Source organism: Streptomyces sp. JLSY215 (genome assembly GCF_059682825.1).
In genome coordinates this window covers 7,552,027-7,576,269 of the sequence record NZ_CM185022.1, presented here as the reverse complement: position 1 = coordinate 7,576,269, position 24,243 = coordinate 7,552,027, and the positions used below count along the sequence as shown (strand labels likewise).

Genomic DNA, 24,243 nt, shown 5'->3' with positions numbered 1-24,243 from the left:
GGTGGTGCGGCCCGCAGGCCGCACCACCCACCTTGAACCCGCCGCGCCCGGAGGGCCAGGCCCGTGCGCGGGGCTCAGCCCGCCGCGTAGACGTCCTCGATGTAGCGTCCGGCGGCGGTCAGTTCGCGCAGCCACGCCTCGGACTCCTGCGGCGAGGCGCCCACCGCGGCGCCGTGCAGATCGCGGAAGGCGGCCCGGACGCCGGGTGCCATCCGGCTGCCGTCGCCGCAGACGTAGACCCGCGCGCCGGCCTGGAGCAGCTCCCACACCTCGGCGGCCTCGGCGGCGATGCGGTGCTGGACGAAGCGGTGGCCGTTCTCCGGCCGGGCGCTGAAGACCGGGTGGAGGGTGAGGGCGCCGGCGTCCTGGGCGGCGGTGAGCTCCGCGGCGTGCAGGAAGTCGCCCGCGGGGTCGTCGCAGCCGAAGTAGAGCCGCGCGGGCGTGGTGCGGCCCGCGGCGACCCGGTCGGCGACCGCGCCGCGGAACGGCGCGAGCCCCGTACCGGCCGCGACCATGATGACCGGGGTGGGGTCGGCCGGGTCGAGGCGGAAGGCCTCGCGGCAGGGCTGTACACGGGCCAGGACGGTGTCGCCGGGCCGCAGGGTGTGGAGGTAGGTCGAGCCGGTGCCGCCCGGCAGCAGCGAGACCATCAGGTCGGCGTGCCGGTCGTCGGCGGCGGGCGAGGACGACAGGGAGTAGTGCCGGGTGCGCAGCGGCGGCAGCAGCTCCAGGACGGCCGGCCAGGGCAGCGCGCCGCGCAGCGCCGGATGGGCCTCGATCAGGTCGATCAGGGTGCGCGGATCGTCCTCGGACAGGGCCTCCAGCGCCGCCCGCTCGGGCGGGCAGGGGTTGTGGGCGGCGAGCACGGCGACCTGGGCGGGCGTCGGCCGGGCACCCAACTCCAGGTGGTGGGCCAGGAGTTGACGCACGGTCAGCGGGCGGTCGACGGGCAGGGCGTCGCGGGTGGGGCGGCCGGTGCGCAGGGCGAGGACGGTGTCCGGGTCGGCGCCGAGCGCCCGCGCGGCCCGCTCGACGGCGGCGGGGGCGTTGACGGGCAGCACCGCGAGGTGGTCGGCGGTGCGGTAGCCGACGCCGTCGGGCAGCGCGATGCGCAGGAAGCGCTTGGGGCGCGGCCAGTCCTGCGCCGTCAGGTCGTAGGCCTCGGTGACGGTCATCTCGACGAGGTCGTGCCGGGCGGCGAGCGCGTCCAGGGGGCCGCCGGTGATCTCGGTGACGGTGTATCCGGTGTGCTCGTCGGCCGGGGCGCTCGCGCCGATGCTCGCCGGGTCCCCGTAGCGGGTCAGCAGCTGGGTGCGTAGCGCACGGGCGAATTCCTTGACCGTGCCCTGGAGGTCCCCGGAGGCGTCGGCCTCGGCCCGCGGCAGGAGGCGGTGGCCGCCGAGCGCGTCGAGGCGGTCGTCGATGAGGGTCGGCACATGCTGATAGGTGGCCGCCCAGTTGCGGTCGCCGACACCCAGGACGGCGTACGGCACGCCCTCGGCGGCGCCCTCCGGAGCGGTGCGCAGCCAGTCGACGAACTTGGCCGCGTCGTCGGTGGGCTGCCCGTTGTAGGAGGCGGCGACGAGGGCGATCGGCCGGTCGGCGGGCAGTCCGCCCGCGCAGGCGTCCAGCGGCGCCACTTCGGCGGCGAAGCCGAGGCCGGTGGCCTCGTCGGCGAGCCGCTCGGCGAACTCGCGGCAGGTGCCGTAGTTGGTGCCGTGCAGCAGGAGCAGGCCGGTGCCCTGGGGGACGCGGGTGGGCAGGCCGTCGTCGGTCGCGGCGTCGTCCCCGGCGGTGGTCGCGCCGCCGGGCAGTACGGCGAGCGCGGCGCGGTTCGCGGCCCGGTCCGCGGCCGTACGGGCGGCGAGGGTGAGCGCGAAGGCCTCGGGCTTGAGGGTCAGCGTCTCCTTGACGCGCAGCCGGTAGCCACTGTGGTCGATCAGGCGGTAGCGGTGTACCAGGAGGGCGAGCAGCATGGTCGCCTCGTGCAGCGCGAACTGCCGCCCGATGCAGGCGCGTTCCCCCGTCCCGAAGGGCTTGTACGCGTGCGGGGAGCGGGCCGCCTCGGCGTCCGGGCCGAAGCGGGAGGGGTCGAAGAGATCGGGGTTGTCGCCCCAGACCGGGTCGCGGTGCAGCATCGGCGTGAGCACCGTGACCAGGTCACCGGCCTTGAGGGGGTAGCGGCCGCCGAGCAGGGTGTCCTGCTGGGCCTGACGGGTGAACGCGGCGGCGGTCGGCCACAGCCGGAGCGCCTCGTTGAGGACCTGCCGGGTGTACGGCAGCCGTGCGATGTCCTCGAAGGACGGGTCGGGGTCCTGGTCGTCGCCCCACAGCTCGTCCGCCTCGCGCTGGGCCAGGCGCAGCGCGACCGGGTCCTTGAGCAGGTAGTAGAGGGCGAAGGAGAGCGCGCCGGAGGTGGTCTCGTGGCCGGCGATGAGGAAGGTGATGACCTGGTTGCGGATGTTGGCGAGGTCGAGGGCGGGCCCCTGGTTCCCGTCTCCCTGGTCGCGGGAGGAGAGCATCAGGCCCAGCAGATCGTCGTCGCCGCTCTCGCCGCTCGCGGTCCGGGCGGCGATGACCTCGTCGACCACGGACGCGAGATAGTCGGCGTCGGCGCGGAACGCCGCGTCCTCGGCGGAGTAGTCGCCCCCGGGCTTACGGGCGAACTTGGCGCCGCTCCACTGCAGACACCGCACCATCGACTCGACGAACGGATGCGGGGTGTCCCGGGCGAACGACTCGAAGTCGAAGCCGAAGCCCGCGAGCCCGATGGTGTCCAGCGTCATCCGGGTCATGTCCTCGGCGACGTCGATGGCCGTGCCGTCGGCGACCCGGCGGTCCCAACTGGCCATGACCCGGCGGGCGACCTTGAGCATCGCCGGGTGGTAGGTGCGCATCGAGCCGAGCGCGAACGCGGGCATCAGCACCTCGTGTGCCTTGGCCCAGTTCGGCTCGTCGTTGTAGGCGGTGAACAGACCGTCACCGGCGAACTCCCGGACGTTCTCCAGGATCACCGACACGCCCTTGGCGAAGCGGTTCTCGTCGGCGATCTCGGTGACCAGTTCCAGCGAGGAGACGAACAGCGTCTCCCGGTCGCCCAGTCTGCGCCGGAAGACCGGGCCGTGGTCCCGGGCCAGGTCCATGGCCTGCTGGAGGGGCGTCGAGGTGACACCGGACGCCGTGATGTCGGCAACCGGGATGCCGTCGTCGGCGGCGCGTTCATCGGTGTGGAGCGCGATCGTGTCGGTCATGACTCCAGCGTGACCGGCCCGGTGTGCGGGTCCGGACCGGGCAACTGCATGATTGTGCAGTGGTTTTTCGCCACCCGTACTTGCGGTAAGGCCGAGAAGGCGTATGCGGGTGGGCACACCGGCGTCCGGAACGACGCGGGACGCGGCGGGAGGCGGCGGGAACGGCCATGAGGGAGGCAGCAGGGGGCATGGACAACAGCACGGGCGACACGGACGACACGGGCTCCCCCGCGTGCATCTACGGCATCGACCGGCCGTCCGACCACGCCGGGCCGAATGCCGCCGGCCCCTGGCGCAACTACTTCCTCATCCTCCTCGACCGCATCCCCATCCCGATCGCGGTCTGTCACGCCGACGGCGAGGTGGTGATCGCCAACCCCGCGATGGCCGCCCAGTGGGGCACGGCCCCCGGACAGCTGCGCGGCCGCAATCTGCTCGATCTGTTCCGGCCGCGGGACAAGGCACAGCTCGTACGGATCGGTGAGGCGCTGCGGCTGGGCCGCCGGTCGCGCTACCCGGTGGCGGTCCAGTGGCGGATCGGGTCCGACGGCCCGGAGCGGGAGGGCGAGCTGACGGTCGATCCGGTCGGCGACCCCTCCGTACGGCCGCCCGCGCTGCTGGCGCTGCTGCGGGTCCGCGACACCGACCCGCCGGCCGCGCCGTGCCGCGGCACCGCCAGCCCCGTCGAGGCCCGCATCCTGGCGCTGGCCGCCGGGGGCGCGACCACCGCGGCGATCGGCACCGCGCTGGGGCTCACCGTCGACGGCGTGAACTACCACCTCACCCGGCTGGCCCGCCGCTGGCGGGTGCAGGGCCGTACCGCGCTGGTCGCCAAGGCATATGTGCTGGGCGTGCTGGCCGCGGACAGCTGGCCGCCGGCTCCCGCCCGCCCCGCGCCGGAGCCGTAGGGCGGACGGCGGCGGGTCCGGGGATCTCTCAGCACGCGTGTGCGGTTACCCTCCCTGCTGTGGACGAGAGCACTTCCGCGCCCTTCGAGCGCGGCACGGACGGCCCGAAGGTCATCGTCGTCGGCGTCGACGGCTCCGACTCGTCGTGGCGCGCCGCCGCGTACGCGGCCGGGCTGGCGCGGCGGCAGGGCTCGAAACTCGTGCTGGTCTATGTGCAGCCGCTGATGGCGGCCGGCGCGGCGATGGGCGCCCCCGTCATGGACGCGACGAACGAGGTCGCCGAGGAGCTGATGGCCGAGATCCGCAAGGCGACGGACCGGCTCCAGGGGATATACGACGTGCGCTGGGAGTTCCACACGCTGCGCGGGGACCCGTACAACGGCATGGTGCAGATGGCCGATGAGCTCACCGCGGATGCGGTGGTGGTCGGCGCGTCGGAGTCGGCCGGACACCGCATCATGGGCTCGGTCGCGGTCCGTCTGGTCAAGGCCGGACGCTGGCCGGTCACGGTCGTCCCGTAGCCGTACGGCAACCGCCGCTCCGCTGGTGGGGCGGACCGGCCTGAGGCACGGTGGGAGGTGGACGGGCGGAGCGCCGCCCCGGCCGAGGGAGACCATCGTGACCGATCGCACGTATCGCGTGACCGACATCGTCGGTACGTCCCAGCAGAGCGTGGACGCCGCGATCAACAACGGCATCAAGCGCGCCTCGCAGTCCCTGCGCAACCTCGACTGGTTCGAGATCAGCGAGGTCCGCGGGCATATCGTCGACGGCGAAATCGACCACTACCAGGTCGGTCTGAAGGTCGGCTTCCGGCTGGAGGACTCCGACTGACACCGCCGGCCGCGCTCGCTGCCGGGTGCCGCCGCTCGACGCCGTGTGAGTCGTCCCGCCCGGTGCCGTGCGATACACGGTGCCCGGCGCCGTTTGACGCCGTTTAACCGCCCTCCCGTGTACGTCTGCCGGGAAGTCCCGGCCGTACTAGGGAGTCGCCTTTCCTAGTGGCCGCCCAAGGTCCATGATGATCCGCCGTCGGACCACGACGGAGCCTACGGAGGGATCACGCATGGGCCTGCGCGCGGGACAGGGCGTATTGCGCCGCAAACCGATCGACCACATCGAGGAGCCGGAAGGCGCGGCGAGCCAGCAACTCACTCGCGCGCTGGGCCTGTGGCAGCTGACCGCCATCGGTGTCGGCGGCATCATCGGCGCCGGCATCTTCACCCTGGCCGGTACGGTCGCCCACGGCAAGGCCGGGCCCGCCGTCCTGCTGTCCTTCCTCATCGCGGGCGTGGCCAGCGCCGCGGCCGCCTTCTCCTACGCCGAGTTCGCGGGGCTGATCCCGAAGGCGGGCTCCGCCTACACCTACGGCTATGCGGTGCTCGGTGAGATCGCGGGCTGGTTCATCGGCTGGGACCTGCTACTGGAGTACACCGCGATCGTGGCGGTGGTCGCGATCGGCATCTCGGGCTACTTCGGCTTCCTCCTGGGCAACATCGGCGTCGATCTGCCCGTCTGGATGCAGGGCGCACCGGGCACCGGACCGGGCCACCGGGTCGATCTCTTCGCCGCGGTGCTCTGCCTGCTGATCGCCTATCTGCTGACGCTGGGCATCAAGAACGCCGCCCGCTTCGAGACGATCGTGGTGGGGCTGAAGGTCCTCGTGGTCATCGTCGTGATCGCGGTCGGCTTCTTCCACATCAACACCGACAACTACCAGCCGTTCTTCCCGTTCGGGGTGAGCGGCGCGTTCACCGGCGCGGCCACCGTCTTCTTCGCGGTCTTCGGGTACGACGCGATGAGCACCGCGGCCGAGGAGTCCAAGGACGCGCAGCGCCACATGCCGAAGGCGATCATGTACTCGCTGGCGATCTCGATGGTGCTGTACATCCTGGCCTGCCTGGTCCTGACGGGTATGCAGGACTACAAGTCCATCGACCCGGAGAGCGGCTTCTCCACGGCGTTCAAGGCGGTGGGCCTGAGCAGCCTCGCGAACGTCATCGCGGTCGGCGCGATCATCGGCATCCTGACCGTCATGTTCACCTTCATGCTCGGGGTGACCCGGGTGTGGTTCTCGATGAGCCGGGACGGTCTGCTGCCGAAGTGGTTCGCCAAGACCAGCCCCAAACACCGTGTGCCGACCCGGGTGACCTGGATCGTCGGCTTCGCCTCCGCGCTCATCGCGGGCTTCCTGCCGATCGGCGAGGCCGCCGAGCTGACGAACATCGGCATCCTGCTGGCGTTCGTGGTGGTCTGCATCGCGGTGATCGTGCTCCGCTACAAGCGCCCCGAACTGCCACGCACCTTCCGGACACCGGGCATGCCGGTGGTCCCGGCGATCGGGGTCTGCTTCTCGATCTGGCTGATCACCTTCCTGGAGTGGCAGACCTGGGTGCGCTTCGTCGTGTGGTTCCTGGTCGGCATGGTCATCTACTTCGGGTACTCGTACCGGCGGTCCGAGCTCGCGAAGGGGGCGGCCACGGCGCCGGAACCGGGCGAGGGCGGCTGAGGGTTCGTCTCCCCCGGTGCCGTGACGCCTTCTAGCCGAACCACTTGCTCCACAACAGCCAGCGCAGACGCCACCACAGCCAACCGGGGAACTGATCCCGCCACAGCCACGGCGGCAGACGGCGGCGCGGGACATACCCCCACAGGTCCGTATCGGCCTCGTTGCCGCGCGGGCAGCGGCGCAGCAGGTCCAGGCAGCGGCGGTCGACGGTGCCGTGCAGGCGGGCGGTGTGCGCGAAGGCGACGGTCCCTTGGTGGCGGAGTCCCTCGTTCCCGGTCTCCAGCGCCGTTTCCAGTGTGTGCGCGACCCTGGGCAGGATCGCCTCGGGATCCGGATGGGTGAGGGCGAGTCCGATGACGGCGACGCCCACCATCTCCTCGCCCCGGTCGAACGCGGCGTCCACCTCCTCCGGGCGGTCGGTGCCCATCAGGGCGGAGCCGTGCCGCCAGTTCATGCCCCGGCCCAAGGCGGCGCGGTCCAGCAGGAACTCCTGCCGTCCGGCGGCCAGTTGGCGGGGGTCGGTGTCGTCGGAGGCATGGCGGGCGAGCGCGAGATGGTCCCAGATCCGGCGGTCCCGTGCATCCTCCGCGACGAGTTCCCGGCATACGGCGGCGAGCTCGGGGGCGTCCGGTCCCACGGCGTGGATCCGGGCGAAGTCCTCGGCGGGCGGGCCGAGGTCGCAGCGGCGCAGATGGGCCAGCTCGACGGTGTCCTCGGCGGTGAGCCGGCCGTTGAGGTGGCCCCAGGCGAGTTCGGACACCTCGAGGGCGACGGCGTAGCGGACGAACTCCGCCGGGAGGGGGCGGGCTTCGGTCTCGTTCGGCGGCTGCACAGGGCGAGGGTAGTTCCTCCGTGCGCCCTCTTGACGTGCACCTGGCCGACACCAAGAATAAGCGCGCTCTGACAACGTTGTCGGGCCTCATGGACGGCTGGACGTACGACCCGGAGGTTTGCCCTATGACATGGCTCAGACGTCACCGGCTGCGTACCGCGGGCGCGGTGCTGGCGGCCGCCCTCGTCGGGGGCGCGCTCACCGTCCCCACCGCGCGGGCCGACCCGCCCGGCGGCGGACGGCTCACCGATCTGGTCAACCCGTTCATCGGCAGCCGGAACGACGGCAACACCTACCCGGGAGCCGCCGTCCCGTTCGGCATGGTGCAGCTCTCCCCCGACACCGGCCACACCACCGGCTACGACTACGACGACGACCACATCCGCGGCTTCGGCTCCGTCCACATCTCCGGCGTGGGCTGCGGGCTCGGCGGCGATCTGCCGGTGCTGCCCACCACGGGCGACATCACCGAGACCGACAACGCGAAGTACGCCGCCGGCTACCGCCATGACGGCGAGTCGGCCCGCCCCGGCTACTACCGCGTCGGCCTGACGTCGTACGGCGGCATCACGGCCGAGCTGACCGCGACCGCCCGCACCGGCAAGCAGCGCTACACCTTCCCCGCCACGGACAAGGCCAATGTGCTGCTCAATGCGGGCCAGTCGCTGCACAGGACGGTCTCCACCCGGGTCGAGGTACTGGACTCCCGCACCATCCGCACCGCCCTCACCGGCCGCGGCTTCTGCCAGGACACCAAGCCCTACACCGTCTACACGATCACCCGCTTCGACCGGCCGTTCGCCTCGTACGGGACCTGGGACGGCGACAAGGTGACGGCCGGTTCGAGGGGGTCCACGGCGAGCGGCCGGCACGGGGCGTACGCCCGGTTCGACACCCGCGGGGACCGTACGGTCGAGGCGACCACGGCCATCAGCTACGTCGACGCGGCGGGCGCGGCCCGCAACCTCCGCGCCGAGGGCGGGCCTTCCTTCGACCGCACGAAGGCCGCCGCGGACCGCGCCTGGGAGCGCCGCCTGTCCCAGGTCACCACGCGGGGCGGCGGCACGGCCCTGCGCCGCACCTTCTACTCCTCCCTCTACCGGTCCTTCCTGGCACCGAACATCGGCAGCGACGTGGACGGCCGCTACACCGGCTGGGACCAGAAGATCCACCGGGCGAGCGGCTTCACCTACTACCAGAACTGGTCCCTGTGGGACACCTACCGCACCCAGGCACAGCTTCTCGCCCTGCTCGCACCGCGCGAGTCCCGGGACATGGCGCTGTCGGTGCTGCGGATCGACAAGGAGAGCGGCTGGCTGCCCAAGTGGGGCTACGGCACGGTCGAGACGAACATCATGACCGGCGATCCGGTCACGCCGTTCCTGACCAACGCCTATCAGCAGGGGCTGCTGCGGGGGCACGAGGAGGAGGCGTACGCGGCGCTGAGGAAGAACGCCGACGGGGTACCGCCGGCCGATTCCCCGGCCGTCGGCCGGGAGGCCAACGCCCCGTACCTGAAGGACGGCTTCGCCCCGTACCTCAAGGGCCGTCCGCACGCCAAGCCCGGCGATTCCGACTTCGACCACGGCGCCTCGGCGACGCTGGAGTACGCCCTGTCGGATGCCATGCTGGCGCGGATGGCGCGCGATCTGGGGCATCGGGCGGACGCCGACCGGTATGCGGCCCGCGCGCAGAACTACCGCAGGATCTTCGACCGCTCGACCGGATTCTTCCGCGCCCGCAACGCACAGGGCGCCTTCACCGGGCCCGCCGATCCCGCCAAAAGCGAAGGCTTCCACGAGGGCACGTCCTGGCAGTACCAGTGGCTGGTGCCGCAGGACCTGCCGGGAATGATCAAGCTGATCGGCGGCCGGGACAAGGCCGACGAGCGGCTGGATTCCTTCTTCGCCTACCGGGAGCTGCTCAAGGACCCGGAGCGGACGGCCCGCAAGGTGTGGGTCAACGGTCCGTACGACTACTACAACGCGGACAAGTACAACCCGCAGAACGAGCCCGACCTGATCGCGCCGTACACCTATCTCTCGACCGGTCGCCCCTGGAAGACCACGGATGTGGTGCATGCGGCGCTGACGCTGTTCACGGACGCCCCGAGCGGGATGACCGGGAACGACGATCTGGGGACGATGTCGGCGTGGATGGTGCTCTCGTCGATCGGGGTGTTCCCCGTGCAGCCGGGCACCGACACCTGGGGGCTGAGCACCCCGGTCTTCGACCGGGTGGACCTGAGGCTGGACCGGCGCTACTACCCGGCCGGGCACTTCACCGTCAAGGCGCCCGGTACGTCGTCCGCCAACCGCTACATCCGGTCGGTCCGGCTGGACGGCGCCGCGCGGGACCGCACCTACCTCACCACCGGCGATCTGCGTACGGGCCGCGTACTGGCCTTCACCGTGGGCCCGAAGCCGTCCCGGTGGGGCACCGGCGACCGGGCCGCGCCACCGCCGGTGGGCGCCTCGGCCGGGTAGCGGCGGCCCCCGATCGCCCGCGGGCCGGCGGCGTTGCGCGCGGCGGCGGGCGATCGGGCGGGACCGTCGTGAAGGGGGCGGACGGTCGGTCAGCCCTGCAGGGCCGCCCAGAACTCGTCGAAGGACATCGTGCCGTTGCCGTCGCTGTCCTTGGCCTTGATGACCGCCTCGGCCATCGGGCCGGTGACGAACGGGTCGCCCATCTCGGCCATCGCGTGCTTGAACTCGTCCGGCGTGACCTGGCCGTCGCCGTCCGCGTCGAACCGGGCGAACGCCGCCTTGGCCTTCTCGATGTCTGCCATCAGAGGTGCCCCCTTCGTGGTGCTGCGCAGTGCTGCGCGGTCTTGTTGCCTGGTGATCTGACCTGCGTACATTAGCGGACCGTCAAGATGCCTCCGGCCGCGCCCTCCGTCGGGCAAGATACGGCGCCGTGCGGCTGCCCGCGGCGGCCGCCACCTCGGCCGGGGGGCCGGCGGCGACGATCCGGCCGCCGTCCGCGCCGCCGCCCGGTCCCAGGTCGATGACGTGGTCGGCGCCGGCGACCACCCCCATGTCGTGCTCGACGACCACCACGGTGTGGCCGGCGTCCACCAGTCCGTGCAGCTGGCGCAGCAGCACCTCGGTGTCGGCGGGGTGCAGCCCGGTGGTGGGCTCGTCGAGGAGGTAGAGGGTGTGGCCGCGGCGGGCGCGCTGGAGTTCGGTGGCGAGTTTGATGCGCTGGGCCTCGCCGCCGGAGAGTTCGGTCGCGGGCTGGCCCAGGCGCAGATAGCCCAGCCCGACGTCCTGGAGGGTGCGCAGGCTGCGGGCGGCGGCCGGAAGGTCGGCGAGGAAGGCCGCGGCGTCGTCGACGGTCATGGCGAGGACGTCGGCGACGGTGCGGTCGCGGTAGGTGATCTCCAGGGTCCCGGGGTTGTAGCGGGCGCCGTGGCAGGCGGTGCAGGGGGCGTACGTACCGGGCAGGAAGAGCAGCTCGACGGCGACGAAGCCCTCGCCCTGGCAGGTCTCGCAGCGGCCGGCGGCGACGTTGAAGGAGAACCGTCCGGCGGTGTAGCCGCGGGCGCGGGCCTCGTCGGTGGCGGCGAAGACCTTGCGTACGGCGTCGAACAGGCCGGTGTAGGTGGCGAGGTTGGAGCGGGGCGTCCGCCCGATGGGCTTCTGGTCGACGCGTACCAGGCGGTCGATGGCCTCCAGGCCGCCGGCACCGGTGAGCTGGGCGCGGGCCATCGGACCGGTGTCCGGCTCGCCCTCGCCCTCGCCCGCTTCGGCCGCGGGCGTCCCCAGGTGCTCCCGTACCGTCTCGGCGAGGACCCGGGTGACCAGCGTCGTCTTGCCGGATCCGGAGACGCCGGTGACGGCGGTGAAGACGCCGAGCGGGAAGGCGGCGTCCAGGTTGTGGAGATTGTGCAGGGTGACGCCGTGCAGGGTCAGCGTGCCGGAGGGGGTGCGGGGGGTGCGTTCGGCGGGCGGTTCGGTGGCGAACAGGAAGCGGCGGGTGGCGGAGGCGGCGGCGTGGGCGAGGCCGTCGACCGGGCCGCTGTGCAGGACCCGGCCGCCGTGTTCCCCGGCCCGCGGGCCGATGTCCACGATCCAGTCGGCGCGCCGCACCACGTCCATGTCGTGCTCGACGACGAAGAGCGAATTGCCCGCTGCCTTGAGCCGGCCGAGGACCGTGAGCAGGGACTCCGTGTCGGCGGGGTGGAGTCCGGCGGACGGTTCGTCCAGGACGTAGACCACGCCGAAGAGCCCGGAGCGCAGCTGGGTGGCCAGGCGGAGGCGTTGGAGTTCGCCGGCGGAGAGGGTGGGCGAGGGGCGGTCCATGCTCAGGTAGCCGAGGCCGAGTTCGGTGAGCACCTCGATGCGGGCCACCAGGTCGCGGGCGAGCGTGGGGGCGGCCTCGTCGTCCGGCCGCTGCGCGGTGGGGCGCAGGAGTGGGGCGAGGGTGCTCAGCGGCAGGCCCGCGAGGGTGGCGATGTCGTGGCCCGCGAAGGTGACGGCCAGCGCCTCGGGGCGCAGCCGCCGCCCGGCGCACACCGGGCAGGGCTCGGCGACCAGGAATCCCTGGACGCGTTTGCGCAGGGTGTCGCTCTTGGAGTCGGCGAAGGTGTGCAGGACATAGCGTTTGGCGCTCATGTACTGGCCCTGGTAGGGGCGTTGGATGCGGCCGGCGTCGCGTACCGGGTGGACGGTGACGACGGGCTGTTCGTCGGTGAACAGGATCCAGTCGCGGTCGGTTCGCGGCAGGTCGCGCCAGGGCCGGTCGATGTCGTGGCCGAGGGCGGCGAGGATGTCGCGGAGGTTCTTGCCCTGCCAGGCGCCGGGCCAGGCGGCGATGGCGCCGTCCCGGATGGAGCGGGCCGGGTCGGGGACCAGTGAGTCCTCCGTGACGCGGTGGACGGTGCCCAGGCCGTGGCACCGGGGGCAGGCGCCGGCCGCCGTATTGGGCGAGAAGGCGTCGGAGTCGAGGCGTTCCGTGGTGCCCTGCGGGTAGTCGCCGGCGCGGGAGAAGAGCATGCGCAGGGTGTTGGAGAGGGTGGTGACGGTGCCGACGGAGGAGCGGGCGGTCGGCGCGGAGCGGCGCTGTTCGAGGGCGACGGCGGGCGGCAGGCCGGTGATCTCCTCGACCTTCGGGGCGCCGACCTGGTGGATCAGGCGGCGGGCGTAGGGGGCCACCGACTCGAAATAGCGGCGCTGCGCCTCGGCGTAGAGGGTGCCGAAGGCGAGGGAGGACTTGCCCGATCCGGACACCCCGGTGAACGCGACCAGCGCGTCCCTCGGGATGTCCACATCGATGGTGCGGAGGTTGTGCTCACGGGCGCCGCGCACCCGTACGTACGAGTCGGCCATCCCTCCATGATCGGGCACGGTCCCCCGTGGCCGGGCACCCGCGGCCGGGCGCCCGGCGGGTGCGTCGGGTCAGCCGCCGGCCGTGGCGGCGCGGATCCGCTCGCGCGCCTCCTCCCAGGGGACGGGGGTGGCGATCACCGCGCGCAGGGCGCGGACCTGGCGGGGCGGCAGGCCGGCCGCCAGGACGCCGACGGCGTGCCCGTCGCGGCCGTAGAGGGCGACGGTCCGGCGCTCCGCCCGGTCCAGCACGGTGGTCTCCACGCGGTCGGCACCCGCGGTCGGCCCGTACGCATGGATCTTGATGGCGTACTGGTCGGACCAGAAGTACGGAACGGGAGCGAACGGGCGGCGCTCCGGGACCTCCGCGTTCTCCGTACCCGCCACGCCCTCGGCGGCCAGCTCGGCCAGCAGGTTGCGGGCGGCGGCCATCCCCTGCTCACTGGCGTTCGTCCGGTGCTCGAAGCGCAGCGGCCGGCCGTGCACCGGGTGGTCCCAGCGGGCCACGTCGCCGGCGGCGTAGATGCCGGGGGCGGCGGCGCAGTAGGCGTCGCAGCGCAGCCCGTCGGTGGTGTCCAGGGCCGGGCCGTCGCCCAGCCAGCCGACGGCGGGCGTGGAGCCGATCGCCACCAGGACGGTGTCGGCGGGCAGCAGGCGTCCTTCCCCTCCCCCTTCCCCGGCGGCTGTGCCCCCATTGCCGGAGGGACCCCCATCGGCCAGCCGTACGCCCGTGACGGCGCCCCGCTCGGTCTCGATGCCGTCCACGGCTCCGGTCAGCAGCGTCACGCCGCGGGTGCGGTGTTCCTCGGCCAGCAGTTCGCCGATCTCGGTGCCGACGGCGGCGGCCATCGGCGTCGCGTCGATGCCGACGAGGGTGACGTCGTGCCCCAGCTCCCGTGCCACCGCGGCCGCTTCGCAGCCCAGGACGCCATTGCCGACGATGACCAGGCGGCGGCCGGCGCCGGTCAGCCGGGCGCGCAGGGCCAGCGCGTCGTCGAGGGTGCGCAGGGTGTGCACTCCGGCGATGCCCTGGGTGCCGGGCAGCGTACGGGCCGCCACACCGGTGGCGATGATCACTCCGGCGCAGGCGAGGGACGCGCCCCCGTCGAGGGTGAGGGTCCGGCCGGCCACGTCGAGGCCGGTCGCGCGGGTGCCGAGCCGCAGGTCCAGGCCGAGCGGTGCGAGCTGGTCCGCGGTGCGCAGCATGAGACGGTCCGGCTCCCATGCGCCGTGCAGCAGCTGCTTGGACAGCGGCGGCCGGTCGTACGGCAGATGCGGCTCCTCGCCGATCAGGGTGAGCGGGCCGCTCCAGCCGGAGCGGCGCAGCGCCTCGGCGGCGGCCAGCCCGGCCGCCGACGCGCCGACGATGGCCAGGGGCCGGGCGGTCATCAGTGCACCTCGATGACGGCGGCCGGGCAGACGGCGGCCGCTTCGCGGACCGCTTCGTGCTGCTCGGCGGGCGGTTCGGCGTCGAGGAGGACGACGATGCCGTCCTCGTCCCGCTGGTCGAAGACCTCGGGGGCGATCAGTACGCACTGGCCTGCGCCGCAGCACTTGTCGGCATCAATGGTGATCTTCATTGCGGTGACTCCGTGGGGGTTGTGGACGTGCGTGGTGGGACGTGCGGTGTGCAACTGGATTATGGAGCCCGGCCGTTGGGGATGTCCGGTCACCAGGTGACGGGCAGCGCATGGCAGCCGTAGATCGCCATGTCGGTACGGAACGGGATCTCCTCGACCGGCACCGCGGGCCGCATCGCGGGGAAGCGGCGCAGCAGGGTGGCGATCACCACCTGGAGTTCGACGCGGGCCAGCGCCTGGCCGAGGCACTGGTGGATGCCGTAGCCGAAGGCGACGTGGTGCTGGGCGTTGGGGCGGCAGATGTCGAGGCGGTCGGCGTCGGCGAAGACGCTCTCGTCGCGGTTGGCGGACGGTACGGCCGCCACGACGCCCTCGCCGGCCCGGATGAGGTGTCCGTCGATCTCGATGTCGGCGGTGGCGACCCGGCGCGGGCCGTTGCGGATGATGCTGTGGAAGCGCAGCAGTTCCTCGACGGCGCCGCGGATCAGCGCGGGCTCCCGGCGCAGCCGTTCCGCGGTCTCCGGGTCGCGCATGAGGGTCAGGGCGCTGAGGCCGATCATGTTGGCGGTGGTCTCGTGCCCGGCGATGAGCAGCAGGGCGGCGAAGGCGGCGACATCGTCGTGGGTGATCTCGCCGGTCCGCTGCTGTTCGGTGATCAGCCGGCCGAGGATGTCGTCGCCCGGGTCCGCCTCCTTGGCGGTGACCAACCGGTCGAGGTAGTCGCGTAGTTCGATCCTGGCGGCCTCCCGCTCGTCGTCCGGGACGGTACGGGAGAGCAGCGTGCCGGTGAGCCGCTGGAAGACGTCGTGGTCGTCGTAGGGGACGCCGAGCAGCAGGCTGATGACGAGCGAGGGAACGGGCAGCGCCAGCGCCTCGATGAGGTCCACGTCCTCGCCCGCCCGGCGCTCCATGGCGTCGCACAGCTCGTCGGTGAGGCGCTGGATCTCCGGGCGGAGCGCCTCGACCCGCTTGACCATGAATTCCCGGGTGACCATGCGGCGCAGCCGGGTGTGCTCGGGCGGGTCCATGCGGATGAAGCCGCGGTTCTGGGTGTTGCCGCCGCCGGTCATACCGCTGAGGGGGTAGCCGTGGAGGGTGGTGTCGGAGCTGAAGCGGGTGTCGCCGAGGATGGCGCGGAGGTCGCTGTAGCGGGTGGCCAGCCAGGCCCAACTGCCGTCCGGGAGCGAGATCTTGGAGATCGGCTGCTCGGTGCGCAGGGCGCCGAATTCGGTGGGGGGATCGAAGGGGCAGCCGGCCGGGGGCTGCACGGGGAGCGGCGCGGGTGCGGTGGGAAGTGTCATCTCGCTCATCTCGCTCATCTGGCTTCTCGCGCGCACACCGGGCAGCGGCGTGCGCCATGAGTCGAACGTTCGCCTAACGACTGTAAGCTTACATGTGTAATACACAGGTAAATGTGTGCCGGGCGATCACGCTTCGGGGGGAGAGCCGGGGGGAGAGCGGGTGACGGGGAGAGCGCGTGACGGGTGACTGCGCCTCGGGGGCGAGAACGGGCGACCGCGCGCCGGGAGAGCGGCTCAGCGCTCCAGCAGCAGCTGCAGCATCTCGTCCACGAACCGGTCCAGCCGGCGGGCGTCCTTGCGGCTCGGCATGACCTGCCAGAGCATGACCCGGCCGTGCACCGCCGACCACAGGACGTACGGCGCCTCGGAGCGCGAGCCGCGCACCTGCCAGCCGGCCTCCTCGCAGGCGGTCAGCGCGTCGTGGAAGCCGCGCACCAGCGGCGCGGCCGGGTGCCCGGCGAGCCGCTCGGGGCCCACCGGGGTCTGCCGGGTCTCGTAGAGCAGGCGGTAGGTGGCGGGGTGCCCGATGGCGTAGCGGCAGTAGGCACGCAGCTGGGCGCGCAGCCGTGCGACGGGATCGTCGTCCGCCTTCGCGGCGGCCTCGGCCATCGCCCGGCCGAGCCGTTCGTAGCTGACCTCCATGGTCGCCCAGACCAGCTCGGTCTTGTCGGCGAAGTGGCGGTAGATGCTCGGCGCGGCGACGCCCGCCTCGCGGGCCACCGCGCGCAGCGACAGCGCGTCCTCGCTGCCGACCTCCTCCAGGAGGCGTTCGGTGGCCCGCAGGAGCTCTTCCCGCAGCCGCTCGCCCTGGCCACGCGGATTACGGGGCCGGGCGGCCGCACTCTCGCTCACTGCCCTCCCGTCCTTCCCTGGCCTCGCGGATGTCACAGCGGTTCGCGATCCGGCGCGATCCGGCAGGTGACCAGGGTTTCATACCGCGGGGGCCGGCCGTACCGGAGTACGCCGGGGCGCCCGCGTCAGCCGCCCATGCGCAGCCCCTGCGCGCGGGCGCCCCGGCTGAGCACGGCCTTGCGGATCGCCTTGCGGACGTCCGTGTGGCCCGCGGTCCTGGTGAGGTTGCGCACCCGCAGCGGCGGCCCCAGGACGGCGAGCTGCGGAATGTATTCGGCCCTGGTGACCTCCCAGCGCCCGCCGGGCCGCTCCGGCGGGGCGAAGCGGAAGCGGGCGAGGGTGCCCCAGTTGCCCTCCGGTTTCTTCATGGCGCCGGAGATCTGGTCGCCGAGGCCGTAGACGACCCAGGTGCCGTTGACCTTCTCGTACGGCTGGGGGGTGTGCGCATGGGTGCCGACGATGAGGTCGATGTCGGGGCGGCCGTTGGTCTGCGAGGCGGTGAGCGCGCGGGCGAGCTGCAGCTGCCGGCCGGTGGGGGCGGTCCGGTACTCCTTGCCCCAGTGCGGGCTGACGACCACGACGTCGGCGCCGGCCCGGCGGGCGGCTCGGGCATCCTCGATGATCCGTCGCACATTGATCAGGTTCACGGTCCAGGGCGCCGACGCCGGGCGGCGCTTCTGGTCGGTGCCGTAGGTGTACGCGAGCTGGGCCACCCGCGCACCGCCGTCGGCCCGCAGCAGCGCCGGACGCCCTCCCTCGGCGAGGTTGCGCCCGGATCCGGCGTGCCGCAGCCCGACCGTGTCCAGGGCCTCCAGGGTGTGGCCCACCCCCGGCACGCCCCGGTCCAGGACGTGGTTGGACGCCGTGGAGCAGGCGTCGTAGCCGGTGTCCTTCAGCGCGGTGGCGAGCTGTGGCGGCGCCTGGTAGACGGGGTAGCCGGTGAAGGGGCCGGACAGCGGGCCGAGCGGGGCGCCCAGATGACACAGCGCCAGGTCGGCGCCGGAGACGAGGGGCTTCACGTCCGCGAGCATCGGCCGGTAGTCGTAGCCGGTGCCCGCCGCGTCGTCCCGTGCCGTGTCGAGGACGTCCGGGGAGGACGGCAGGATGTCACCGGCGGCGACCAGGGTGAAGGACCGGGCGGTATGCGTCATGGGGGCGCCGGCATGGCCGCGCGGCTGGGCCTTGGCGAGCGGCGGCCGGGGGCGGTGCGGGACGGGGTGCGGGGTGCTGGGCGGGCCGGCGCAGCCCACGGCCAGGGCGGCGACCAGGGCGAGGGCCGCACACCGTGTATACGCGCTCATGCCCGACACACATATCACCACTTTCCGGCGCATTTTTGCCGTACCGCCCCGTCGTCCGGCGCTCTCCCCCGTACGGCCCCCCGCCGCTCCCCTCCCGTCGTACGCTGCCCGGATGGCGCACACCTCGCAGGGCAGCACGCACGAGGACGAACGGTTTCCCGCCGGGCTGCCCGTCGTCACGCGGATCGGCCGGACCGCCTCCGGACGGGCCTGGCTCGACCGGCTCCCGGGGATCGTGCGGGAGGTCGAGGAGCGCTGGGAGCTGCGGCTCGGCGCCCCGTTCCACGGCGGCAGCTGCTCCTGGGCGGCACCGGCCCGGCTGCCCGGCGGCGGCGCGGCGGTCCTCAAGGTCACCTGGCCGCACCGCGAGGCCGACGGCGAGGCCCCGGGCCTGCACGCCTGGGACGGCAACGGCGCCGTACGGCTGCACCGCTGGGACCGCGAGCGCGGCGCGCTGCTCATCGAGCGGTGCACCCCCGGCACCTCGCTGGCCGACACCGCCGCGCTGCCGCCCGCGGAGCGGCTCACCCTCGCGGCCGGTCTGCTCCGCGGCCTGTGGAACGCGCCCGTACCGCCCGACGGCCACCTGGAGCGGGTCGAGACGGTGTGCGCCGAGTGGGCCGATGTCCTGCAGGAGCGGATGCTGCGGCTGCGCCCCGCCTACGACGCCGGGCTGGTCGCGCTCGGCGCCGACCTGCTGCGCAAGCTCCCGGCCACCGCCGCCCGGGAGGTCGTCGTCCACGGCGACTTCAACCCCGGCAATGTGCTGGCGGCGCAGCGCCGGCCCTGGCTGGCCATCGACCCCAAACCGATGGTCGGCGATCCGGCGTACGACCCCTGGCCGCTGCTGGCGCAGATCGACGACCCGTTCGCCCGTCCGGATCCGCGCCCGGTGCTCCGCGAGCGGTATGCGCTGGTCGCCGAGGCGCTGGGCGAGGACCCGGCGCGGCTGCTGGCGTGGTCGGTGGCGCGGGCCGTGGAGAGTGCGCTGTGGAGCGCCGACCATGACGATGCGGCGGGCGGGGCAGAAGAACTGACGAACGCTCGGATTCTGGCGGAGCTGGCCGGACTGTGACCGTGGCGCCGACGAGCCGGCCGGGCGGCCGAAAAGGCGCTCTGGCCGCGCGACGGCCGGCTCCCGCATAACTGGTGCGGCACACCGGCCCCGGAGCGACGGGCGCCGGCCCAGCAGCCACCGCATCCAGGGAGCGCATGCCGTGAAAATCTTCGTCTCCTCCGACATGGAGGGCACCGCGGGCGTCGTGGACTGGTCGCAGTGCCGGCCCGCGGAGCCCGAATACGGCTACTACCGGGACCTGTTGCAGGAGGAGGTCAACGCCGCGATCGAGGGGGCGCGGGCCGGCGGCGCGACCGGCTTCCTGGTCAACGACGCACATGCGGCGATGGCCAACCTCCGGCCGGACGCCCTCGCGGGCCGCAGCCGCTATGTGTCCGGGCGCCACAAGCCGCTCTACATGATGCAGGGCCTGGACGCCTCGTTCGACGCGGTCTTCTTCGTCTCCTACCACGGCTCGATGTCGGGCACCCCGGCCACGCTGTCGCACACCTACAACCCCCGGGCCATCAGCGAGGTGCGGCTGAACGGTGTGATCGCCGGGGAGAGCGGCATCAACGCCCTGGTGGCGCTGGGCCATGGCGTGCCCGTGGTGCTGGTCACCGGCGATGACACCACGGCCACCGAGATCGCACCCTTCTGCCCCGGCATCCGCAGCGCCGTGGTCAAGTCCTCGGTGTCGCGGTTCGCCGCGGACAGCCTGCACCCCTTCGAGGCACGGGAAGTGATCCATGAGGCGGCGCGCGAGGCCGTACGGTCCCTGCCGCGGGCCGTCCCGCCGCGTATCGCGTTGCCGGCCACGCTGACCGTGCGGTTCCGCAATCCGGACCTCGCCGAGATGGCCGCGTGGGTCACCGATGTCGTACGCGTCGACGCCGTGACCGTCCGGCTCAGCGACGAGGACCCCATCCGGCTCTACCGCAGGTTCGTCACCGTCGTGGTCCTCACCCGGGGCATCGCCGAGTGAGGACGCGGGTCCGGGGCGGCGAGTGCTAAGAGGCGCTGATGCAGAACGGATGACCGGACGGGTCCAGGAGGACCGTCCAGCGCTCTCCGCCCGGCTGGTGCGCGGGCTTCGTGGCCCCCAGGGCCAGCAGCCGCTCCTCGGCCGTGGGGATGTCGTCGACGGACAGCTCCAGGTGGAAGGCGAGTTCGTCCTCCGGCCAGTTGGGAGCCTGGAAGTCCCGGGCCGTGTAGAAGACATAGCCGGTCGTGCCGTCGCTGATCATCACCGCCGCATCGCCGAACGTCTGGGTGACCTCCCAGCCCAGGGCGGCGGCATAGAAGTCGGCCAGCACCTTGCCGTCGTGCCCGCCGAAACCCGCCCCGCTCAGCCGCGCCACGCCCTCGCCCGTGTTCTTCGCCCCGCTCATCGCGCCACTCCTCACCTACGTGCCGATCGCGCCCTTCGCGACCGGCTGCTGCCGACGCTAGGGGCCCAGTAGGACACCGGGTGTCCGCGATGCCGCTGCACGCGGTCGCCCCGGGGCTTCGGGGCATGCCGCAGCTGTCAGGCCGCGGCTTGCCGCTGCGCCGCCGACGCGTCGTAGTCGTCCGCGACACACGGCACCAGCACCAGATCCCCCTCGATGTGCCGGGTACGCAGCGGCAGGATCTCCTGATACGCGGGCGAGTCGTACCAGTCACGGGCCGCGTCGAAGTCCGGGAACTCGATGACCACGACGAATCCCGGCCAACTGCCCTCCTTGACCTCGTGCTTGGCGTTGTGGACCCGGAACCGGCCGCCGAAGGGGTCCAACGTCGCCTGGATCTCGTCGATGTAGCGGGCGATGTCGGGGTGCGGCGCGGTCGGGCGGATGTGGGCGATGGCGAATGCGGTCATGGGACTGCCTCTCTCGTGGTGTGCGGGCCTGGGGGCCGCTGACGACCACATTTCCATTCGCCGCCGGACGGGTCGATTACCTCCGGGGTAGGACGAGGCCGAACAGGCACAGGAAAGGACGCCCCAAGCCGGGACTGTGAGCTGGAGTTGCCCCACGGTCCGTCCGTCACCGTCCGGAAGAGTCCGACTGAATTTGCCTCTGGTGGCTCCCCCTTTGGCGATCTGGTGGCTCCCCGTTGGCGATCAGTCCGGCCAGCCAGTATGTGCCGTCGGCCTTCTGATCCGTAGCTCTGGATAGATCGGTTAGCGACGGTCTACCAGCTACCGAGTCGTTGGGATTGGGCGCTGCTGGACGAGGGGGGTTGCTGCGGCTGCTGTACTTCGCTTCTTCACGAGCCATCTCGCAGTGACGCCTACAGAACCATCATTTGTCCAGCGAGTCGCGCAGCATGCCAATCACTCGTCCCAGCCGTTCGTCAGCCTCGGTAGCAAGATCCGGGAAAGGAACGCCGGCGGCGATGTGCTCACCTACAAGGTCATCCGGCGTGCCGGCAAACCATCCGACGCGCCGCCGCGCGGCTCCACACACAGCACCGGGCGCCCAGCGGGCAAACACCCGATCCGCCTCGCGTTAAGTCACGCTTGGGCGCTTCGGCGCTGTGGATGGTCAGGTCGTCCGCCGGCAAGTTGCGTGCGGCGCGCTTCTCCCCGAGGTGGGCTGGTCAGCAGGTGTTGCCCTGTCGCTGCCTGACCTAAGGTGACGCTGTCAATGATGCTTAGGGGGCGTTCATGGATCCGGAGAAAGCAGCCTTAGCGGGCACCGCAGGTACAACACTCGTAACTCTGCCGGCAACCGATGCATGGAACAGCATCAGAGACGGCCTGGTCTCGCTGTGGCAGCGCGCCCGGCCCGACAGGGCGCCGGTCATCGCCGCTGAGCTCGGTGCAGCCCGGGAGGAGTTGCTCAGTGCTCAGGCCACAGGTGACCGGGAGATCGAAACTGAGGTCAGGGCTGACTGGCAGGGCCGGATCCGACGGCTGCTCTCCGCCCACCCCGAATCGGTCGAGGAACTGCGCACGCTGCTCGTTGACGTGGCCCCGGACAGCGCTGCGCTGCCTGTCATCACTCAACACGCCACTGCCTGCGGTCAGGCCCTGGCCTACCGGGCGGGCCGCGACATGCACCTGGGGCAGCGATGAACGGCCGCAACGACGGACAGGCCGACGGGCAGGGGCGCGTCTATCAAGCATCCGGCGACCAGCACATCACCGAGCACCACCATCACAGCCCATCCTGGGCCGGCCCCGACTCCGTACGTCGCCCAGCCGTCGGCCGGGCGCCTGTGGTACTCCGCGACCGCACCGAGCTGATGAGCCGCTTGGAGGCCTCTGTCGTCCAGGGCGTCGGGAACGAGGTGTTGGTACTCCATGGGCTCGGCGGCTGCGGCAAGACTGCCGTTGCCTACACGCTCTTCCAGCACGCGACCGCCAAGGGCGAGCGACTGGGCTTCTGGGTGAACGCTTCGGACCAGGCGTCCCTGCGAGCCGGAATGCTCGCTGTGGCCGCTGACCGAGGAGCGGGCGAGGGCGAGCTCATGGCTGCGCGCAGTGGTCTGCGCGCGGCAGCCGACCTGGTCTGGGAATACTTGGACCGCTCCGACCAGCCCTGGCTGCTGATCCTCGACAATGCTGACGACCCCGCGGTACTGCGCGACGGTGGCTGGCTGCGCACCAGCCCGCGCGGAACAGTCCTCGTAACCACCCGTCAGGCGGCTGCCCACTGGTGGCCCGCTGCGGAACTGCTCCACCTCGGAGTTCTGCCGCGAACTGAGGCCGCCGAAGTCTTGTGCGATCTCGCGCCGGGGACAGGAACCGTCGAAGAGGCCGCTGGTATCGCCGACAGGCTCGGCCGCCTCCCCCTCGCCCTGACCCTGGCCGGCGGGTTCCTGGCCCACCAGGTCATCCAGCCCTGGACCATGACCGAATATGGCCGCCGCCTAGAAGGCGACCAGGGACTCGACCCCATCGAACTGATCGACCAAGGCGCCGCATCCGACGCCGGCAACGACTCACGCCACCTGGTCAGCGGCACGTGGCAACTGTCATTGAACCAACTTGTCAGTCGTGGCCTGCCTGAAGCTGTCAGCCTCCTGCGCCTACTGGCCTGCTGGTCGAACGACCCGCTCCCGCTCTCTTTGCTGACAGACGCGTCACTCCACCCGGGTCTTCCAGCCGCCCGCGTCGAGCTTGCGCTGCGGGGCCTGCTTGATCACTCCCTCACAGAAATCGTGCCAAGCAGTGTGCGGTGCTTGCGTACCCACGGAGTCCTGCTCAACAGCGTCGCTCGCAGCACACCCCAAGACCAGCATGAACCACTCGCCGCCGCGGCCGCCAGGATCCTGGCGGCCGCGCTCCCGGAGGTGCCTGAGCGCGGGATGAAAGATGCCCGGCTCAGTCTCCTCGGGCCCCACGTCCTCGTCCTCCTTCGACGCGTACGCGACTGGGGTGCTGTGCGCCCGCAGACTGCGGAAGCCGCAGTGGAGTGCGCTCTGCGGCTCGCGATAGCCCAGCATCGTGCGGGCGACTACGCCTCTGCGCTCGCCCTGGCGACCCAGGCCACGGAACTCGGCGAACAACGCTTGGGGGAGGATCACCATTTGGTCCTGAGCCTCAGGCAGCGCGCCGGCAGGGATGTCTACCGGCTGGGGCGCTTCGAGGAAGCAGAGGCGATCCACCGCAAGGTCCTAGCGGACTGCGAGCGCACTGCCGGCCCTGCCTCGCTGGCTACCCTGGAGAGTTGCCTGGCCCTCTCGCGTCCACTGTGGCAGCGTGGGCGGACCGCGGAAGCCGTGTCCCTCATGCGTCGAGCCGCGACCGGCCGGGCCGATTCGTTGGGGCCGTTTCATCCCTTGACGCTGCTTGCAAGGTGTCACCCCTTGGAAGTGCCCCCGGGACCTGAATTGGAAGCTGAGGCACCGGCTGGACCCGGCCTGGTCACAGACTGCCATCGAGAGCTGGGCTCAGACCATCAGATCACCCTGGCAGCCGAGCTCAATTGCGCCTATGCCCTGTTTTACACCGGGCACCCAGCTGAAGCATTGCCCCGCGCCCGCAAGGCTCTTGCGGCACACGAGCTGCGCTACGGGGCCGACTACCCGATTACGTTGGCTGCACGAAATCTGCTGGGCAATGTCCTCGCCGCAGCAGGCGAGCACGCGGAGGCAGTCGAGGAGATGGCGATGGTGGTAGACGGGCGAGAACGCGTGCTGGGCCCCGAGCATCCCTGGACTCTGGCAGCCCGGGTAGAACTCGCCAAGCATCAGAAATCGAAGGCGACACTGCCGCCAAAATCCACAGGGCGTTGAACCACACCGACGAGCCGGAAGGGCAGCCACAACCTCATCTGTGCGCTCGCCATACAGGTCGTTGGCGGACTTGTTCGCGGCGGTCAGCCGTCGGCTTCG

The 24,243-nt window shown here is 71.9% G+C and carries 20 protein-coding genes; 9 read left to right on the top strand and 11 right to left on the bottom strand.

What is annotated here, in order from left to right; all coding sequences use genetic code 11:
- Nucleotides 1–74: 74 nt before the first annotated feature.
- The gene (locus AC5677_RS33550) at nucleotides 75–3,251 is read right to left on the bottom strand and encodes a bifunctional cytochrome P450/NADPH--P450 reductase (protein WP_497191641.1); all 3,177 of its coding nucleotides are present in this window, start codon (nucleotides 3,249–3,251) and stop codon (nucleotides 75–77) included.
- A 188-nt stretch (nucleotides 3,252–3,439) separates the two neighbouring features.
- On the opposite strand from AC5677_RS33550, the gene AC5677_RS33545 reads away from it, so the two are divergent.
- The 4 genes from AC5677_RS33545 (at nucleotide 3,440) to AC5677_RS33530 (ending at nucleotide 6,668) form a co-directional block, all read left to right on the top strand.
- Nucleotides 3,440–4,159, top strand: a complete 720-nt coding sequence (locus AC5677_RS33545; RefSeq protein ID WP_497191640.1) for a PAS domain-containing protein — start codon at nucleotides 3,440–3,442, stop codon at nucleotides 4,157–4,159.
- A gap of 59 nt (nucleotides 4,160–4,218) precedes the next feature.
- Nucleotides 4,219–4,680, top strand: coding sequence for a universal stress protein (locus AC5677_RS33540; protein ID WP_497191639.1), 462 nt, complete (start codon nucleotides 4,219–4,221; stop codon nucleotides 4,678–4,680).
- Nucleotides 4,681–4,777: 97 nt separating this feature from the next.
- Entirely contained in the window at nucleotides 4,778–4,993 is a 216-nt protein-coding gene (locus AC5677_RS33535) for a dodecin (RefSeq protein WP_497191638.1), read from the top strand.
- A 232-nt stretch (nucleotides 4,994–5,225) separates the two neighbouring features.
- On the top strand, nucleotides 5,226–6,668 hold the full coding sequence (locus tag AC5677_RS33530; protein WP_497191637.1) for an amino acid permease: 1,443 nt from the start codon (nucleotides 5,226–5,228) through the stop codon (nucleotides 6,666–6,668).
- 31 nt (nucleotides 6,669–6,699) lie between these two features.
- Here the strand turns inward: AC5677_RS33530 and AC5677_RS33525 are convergent, their stop codons facing one another.
- Nucleotides 6,700–7,500 (bottom strand): hypothetical protein, encoded by an 801-nt coding sequence (locus AC5677_RS33525; RefSeq protein WP_497191636.1) that lies wholly within the window; start codon nucleotides 7,498–7,500, stop codon nucleotides 6,700–6,702.
- Nucleotides 7,501–7,625: 125 nt separating this feature from the next.
- Here AC5677_RS33525 and AC5677_RS33520 point away from each other — a divergent pair, with 125 nt between their 5' ends.
- Nucleotides 7,626–9,986 carry a GH92 family glycosyl hydrolase gene (locus AC5677_RS33520; protein ID WP_497191635.1) on the top strand — a complete coding sequence of 787 codons (2,361 nt, stop codon included), beginning with the start codon at nucleotides 7,626–7,628 and terminating at the stop codon, nucleotides 9,984–9,986.
- 89 nt (nucleotides 9,987–10,075) lie between these two features.
- Here AC5677_RS33520 and AC5677_RS33515 read toward each other — a convergent pair whose 3' ends face one another.
- From AC5677_RS33515 to AC5677_RS33485, 7 genes are all read right to left on the bottom strand, one after another.
- The gene (locus AC5677_RS33515; protein WP_497191634.1) at nucleotides 10,076–10,288 is read right to left on the bottom strand and encodes an EF-hand domain-containing protein; all 213 of its coding nucleotides are present in this window, start codon (nucleotides 10,286–10,288) and stop codon (nucleotides 10,076–10,078) included.
- A gap of 82 nt (nucleotides 10,289–10,370) precedes the next feature.
- On the bottom strand, nucleotides 10,371–12,830 hold the full coding sequence (locus AC5677_RS33510; RefSeq protein WP_497191633.1) for an excinuclease ABC subunit UvrA: 2,460 nt from the start codon (nucleotides 12,828–12,830) through the stop codon (nucleotides 10,371–10,373).
- A 69-nt stretch (nucleotides 12,831–12,899) separates the two neighbouring features.
- Nucleotides 12,900–14,216 carry an NAD(P)/FAD-dependent oxidoreductase gene (locus AC5677_RS33505; protein ID WP_497191632.1) on the bottom strand — a complete coding sequence of 439 codons (1,317 nt, stop codon included), beginning with the start codon at nucleotides 14,214–14,216 and terminating at the stop codon, nucleotides 12,900–12,902.
- On the bottom strand, nucleotides 14,216–14,407 hold the full coding sequence (locus tag AC5677_RS33500; RefSeq protein WP_497191631.1) for a ferredoxin: 192 nt from the start codon (nucleotides 14,405–14,407) through the stop codon (nucleotides 14,216–14,218). Before AC5677_RS33500 ends, AC5677_RS33505 begins: the two co-directional genes overlap by 1 nt.
- A gap of 89 nt (nucleotides 14,408–14,496) precedes the next feature.
- A complete protein-coding gene (locus AC5677_RS33495) occupies nucleotides 14,497–15,726 on the bottom strand; it encodes a cytochrome P450 (protein WP_497191630.1) in 1,230 nt (409 codons plus the stop codon).
- A gap of 216 nt (nucleotides 15,727–15,942) precedes the next feature.
- The gene (locus AC5677_RS33490) at nucleotides 15,943–16,560 is read right to left on the bottom strand and encodes a TetR/AcrR family transcriptional regulator (protein ID WP_497191629.1); all 618 of its coding nucleotides are present in this window, start codon (nucleotides 16,558–16,560) and stop codon (nucleotides 15,943–15,945) included.
- Between the two features lie 125 nt (nucleotides 16,561–16,685).
- On the bottom strand, nucleotides 16,686–17,861 hold the full coding sequence (locus AC5677_RS33485) for a CapA family protein (protein ID WP_497191628.1): 1,176 nt from the start codon (nucleotides 17,859–17,861) through the stop codon (nucleotides 16,686–16,688).
- Nucleotides 17,862–17,973: 112 nt separating this feature from the next.
- Here AC5677_RS33485 and AC5677_RS33480 point away from each other — a divergent pair, with 112 nt between their 5' ends.
- Nucleotides 17,974–18,936, top strand: a complete 963-nt coding sequence (locus AC5677_RS33480) for an aminoglycoside phosphotransferase family protein (protein WP_497191627.1) — start codon at nucleotides 17,974–17,976, stop codon at nucleotides 18,934–18,936.
- 142 nt (nucleotides 18,937–19,078) lie between these two features.
- Nucleotides 19,079–19,903, top strand: coding sequence for a M55 family metallopeptidase (locus AC5677_RS33475; protein WP_497191626.1), 825 nt, complete (start codon nucleotides 19,079–19,081; stop codon nucleotides 19,901–19,903).
- Between the two features lie 25 nt (nucleotides 19,904–19,928).
- On the opposite strand, the gene AC5677_RS33470 is transcribed toward AC5677_RS33475, so the two are convergent.
- Both AC5677_RS33470 and AC5677_RS33465 read right to left on the bottom strand, forming a co-directional pair.
- Nucleotides 19,929–20,309, bottom strand: a complete 381-nt coding sequence (locus AC5677_RS33470) for a VOC family protein (RefSeq protein WP_497191625.1) — start codon at nucleotides 20,307–20,309, stop codon at nucleotides 19,929–19,931.
- 137 nt (nucleotides 20,310–20,446) lie between these two features.
- On the bottom strand, nucleotides 20,447–20,779 hold the full coding sequence (locus AC5677_RS33465) for a DUF1330 domain-containing protein (protein ID WP_497191624.1): 333 nt from the start codon (nucleotides 20,777–20,779) through the stop codon (nucleotides 20,447–20,449).
- A 789-nt stretch (nucleotides 20,780–21,568) separates the two neighbouring features.
- Between AC5677_RS33465 and AC5677_RS33460 the strand changes: the two genes are divergently transcribed.
- Nucleotides 21,569–21,979: a hypothetical protein gene (locus AC5677_RS33460; RefSeq protein ID WP_497191623.1), complete on the top strand. Its 411-nt coding sequence runs from the start codon at nucleotides 21,569–21,571 to the stop codon at nucleotides 21,977–21,979.
- Nucleotides 21,976–24,144 (top strand): tetratricopeptide repeat protein, encoded by a 2,169-nt coding sequence (locus AC5677_RS33455; protein WP_497191622.1) that lies wholly within the window; start codon nucleotides 21,976–21,978, stop codon nucleotides 24,142–24,144. The genes AC5677_RS33460 and AC5677_RS33455 overlap by 4 nt, the downstream gene beginning before the upstream one ends.
- Nucleotides 24,145–24,243: the final 99 nt, after the last annotated feature.

Excerpts from the sequence above, each read along its gene's own strand:
- AC5677_RS33485 (WP_497191628.1), bottom strand. The coding sequence starts at position 17,861 with ATGAGCGCGTATACACGGTGTGCGGCCCTCGCCCTGGTCGCCGCCCTG.
- AC5677_RS33515 (WP_497191634.1), bottom strand. The coding sequence starts at position 10,288 with ATGGCAGACATCGAGAAGGCCAAGGCGGCGTTCGCCCGGTTCGACGCG.
- AC5677_RS33500 (WP_497191631.1), bottom strand. The coding sequence starts at position 14,407 with ATGAAGATCACCATTGATGCCGACAAGTGCTGCGGCGCAGGCCAGTGC.
- AC5677_RS33520 (WP_497191635.1), top strand. The coding sequence starts at position 7,626 with ATGACATGGCTCAGACGTCACCGGCTGCGTACCGCGGGCGCGGTGCTG.
- AC5677_RS33550 (WP_497191641.1), bottom strand. The coding sequence starts at position 3,251 with ATGACCGACACGATCGCGCTCCACACCGATGAACGCGCCGCCGACGAC.
- AC5677_RS33510 (WP_497191633.1), bottom strand. The coding sequence starts at position 12,830 with ATGGCCGACTCGTACGTACGGGTGCGCGGCGCCCGTGAGCACAACCTC.
- AC5677_RS33460 (WP_497191623.1), top strand. The coding sequence starts at position 21,569 with ATGGATCCGGAGAAAGCAGCCTTAGCGGGCACCGCAGGTACAACACTC.
- AC5677_RS33470 (WP_497191625.1), bottom strand. The coding sequence starts at position 20,309 with ATGAGCGGGGCGAAGAACACGGGCGAGGGCGTGGCGCGGCTGAGCGGG.
- AC5677_RS33505 (WP_497191632.1), bottom strand. The coding sequence starts at position 14,216 with ATGACCGCCCGGCCCCTGGCCATCGTCGGCGCGTCGGCGGCCGGGCTG.
- AC5677_RS33465 (WP_497191624.1), bottom strand. The coding sequence starts at position 20,779 with ATGACCGCATTCGCCATCGCCCACATCCGCCCGACCGCGCCGCACCCC.
- AC5677_RS33495 (WP_497191630.1), bottom strand. The coding sequence starts at position 15,726 with ATGAGCGAGATGAGCGAGATGACACTTCCCACCGCACCCGCGCCGCTC.
- AC5677_RS33480 (WP_497191627.1), top strand. The coding sequence starts at position 17,974 with ATGGCGCACACCTCGCAGGGCAGCACGCACGAGGACGAACGGTTTCCC.
- AC5677_RS33455 (WP_497191622.1), top strand. The coding sequence starts at position 21,976 with ATGAACGGCCGCAACGACGGACAGGCCGACGGGCAGGGGCGCGTCTAT.
- AC5677_RS33530 (WP_497191637.1), top strand. The coding sequence starts at position 5,226 with ATGGGCCTGCGCGCGGGACAGGGCGTATTGCGCCGCAAACCGATCGAC.
- AC5677_RS33545 (WP_497191640.1), top strand. The coding sequence starts at position 3,440 with ATGGACAACAGCACGGGCGACACGGACGACACGGGCTCCCCCGCGTGC.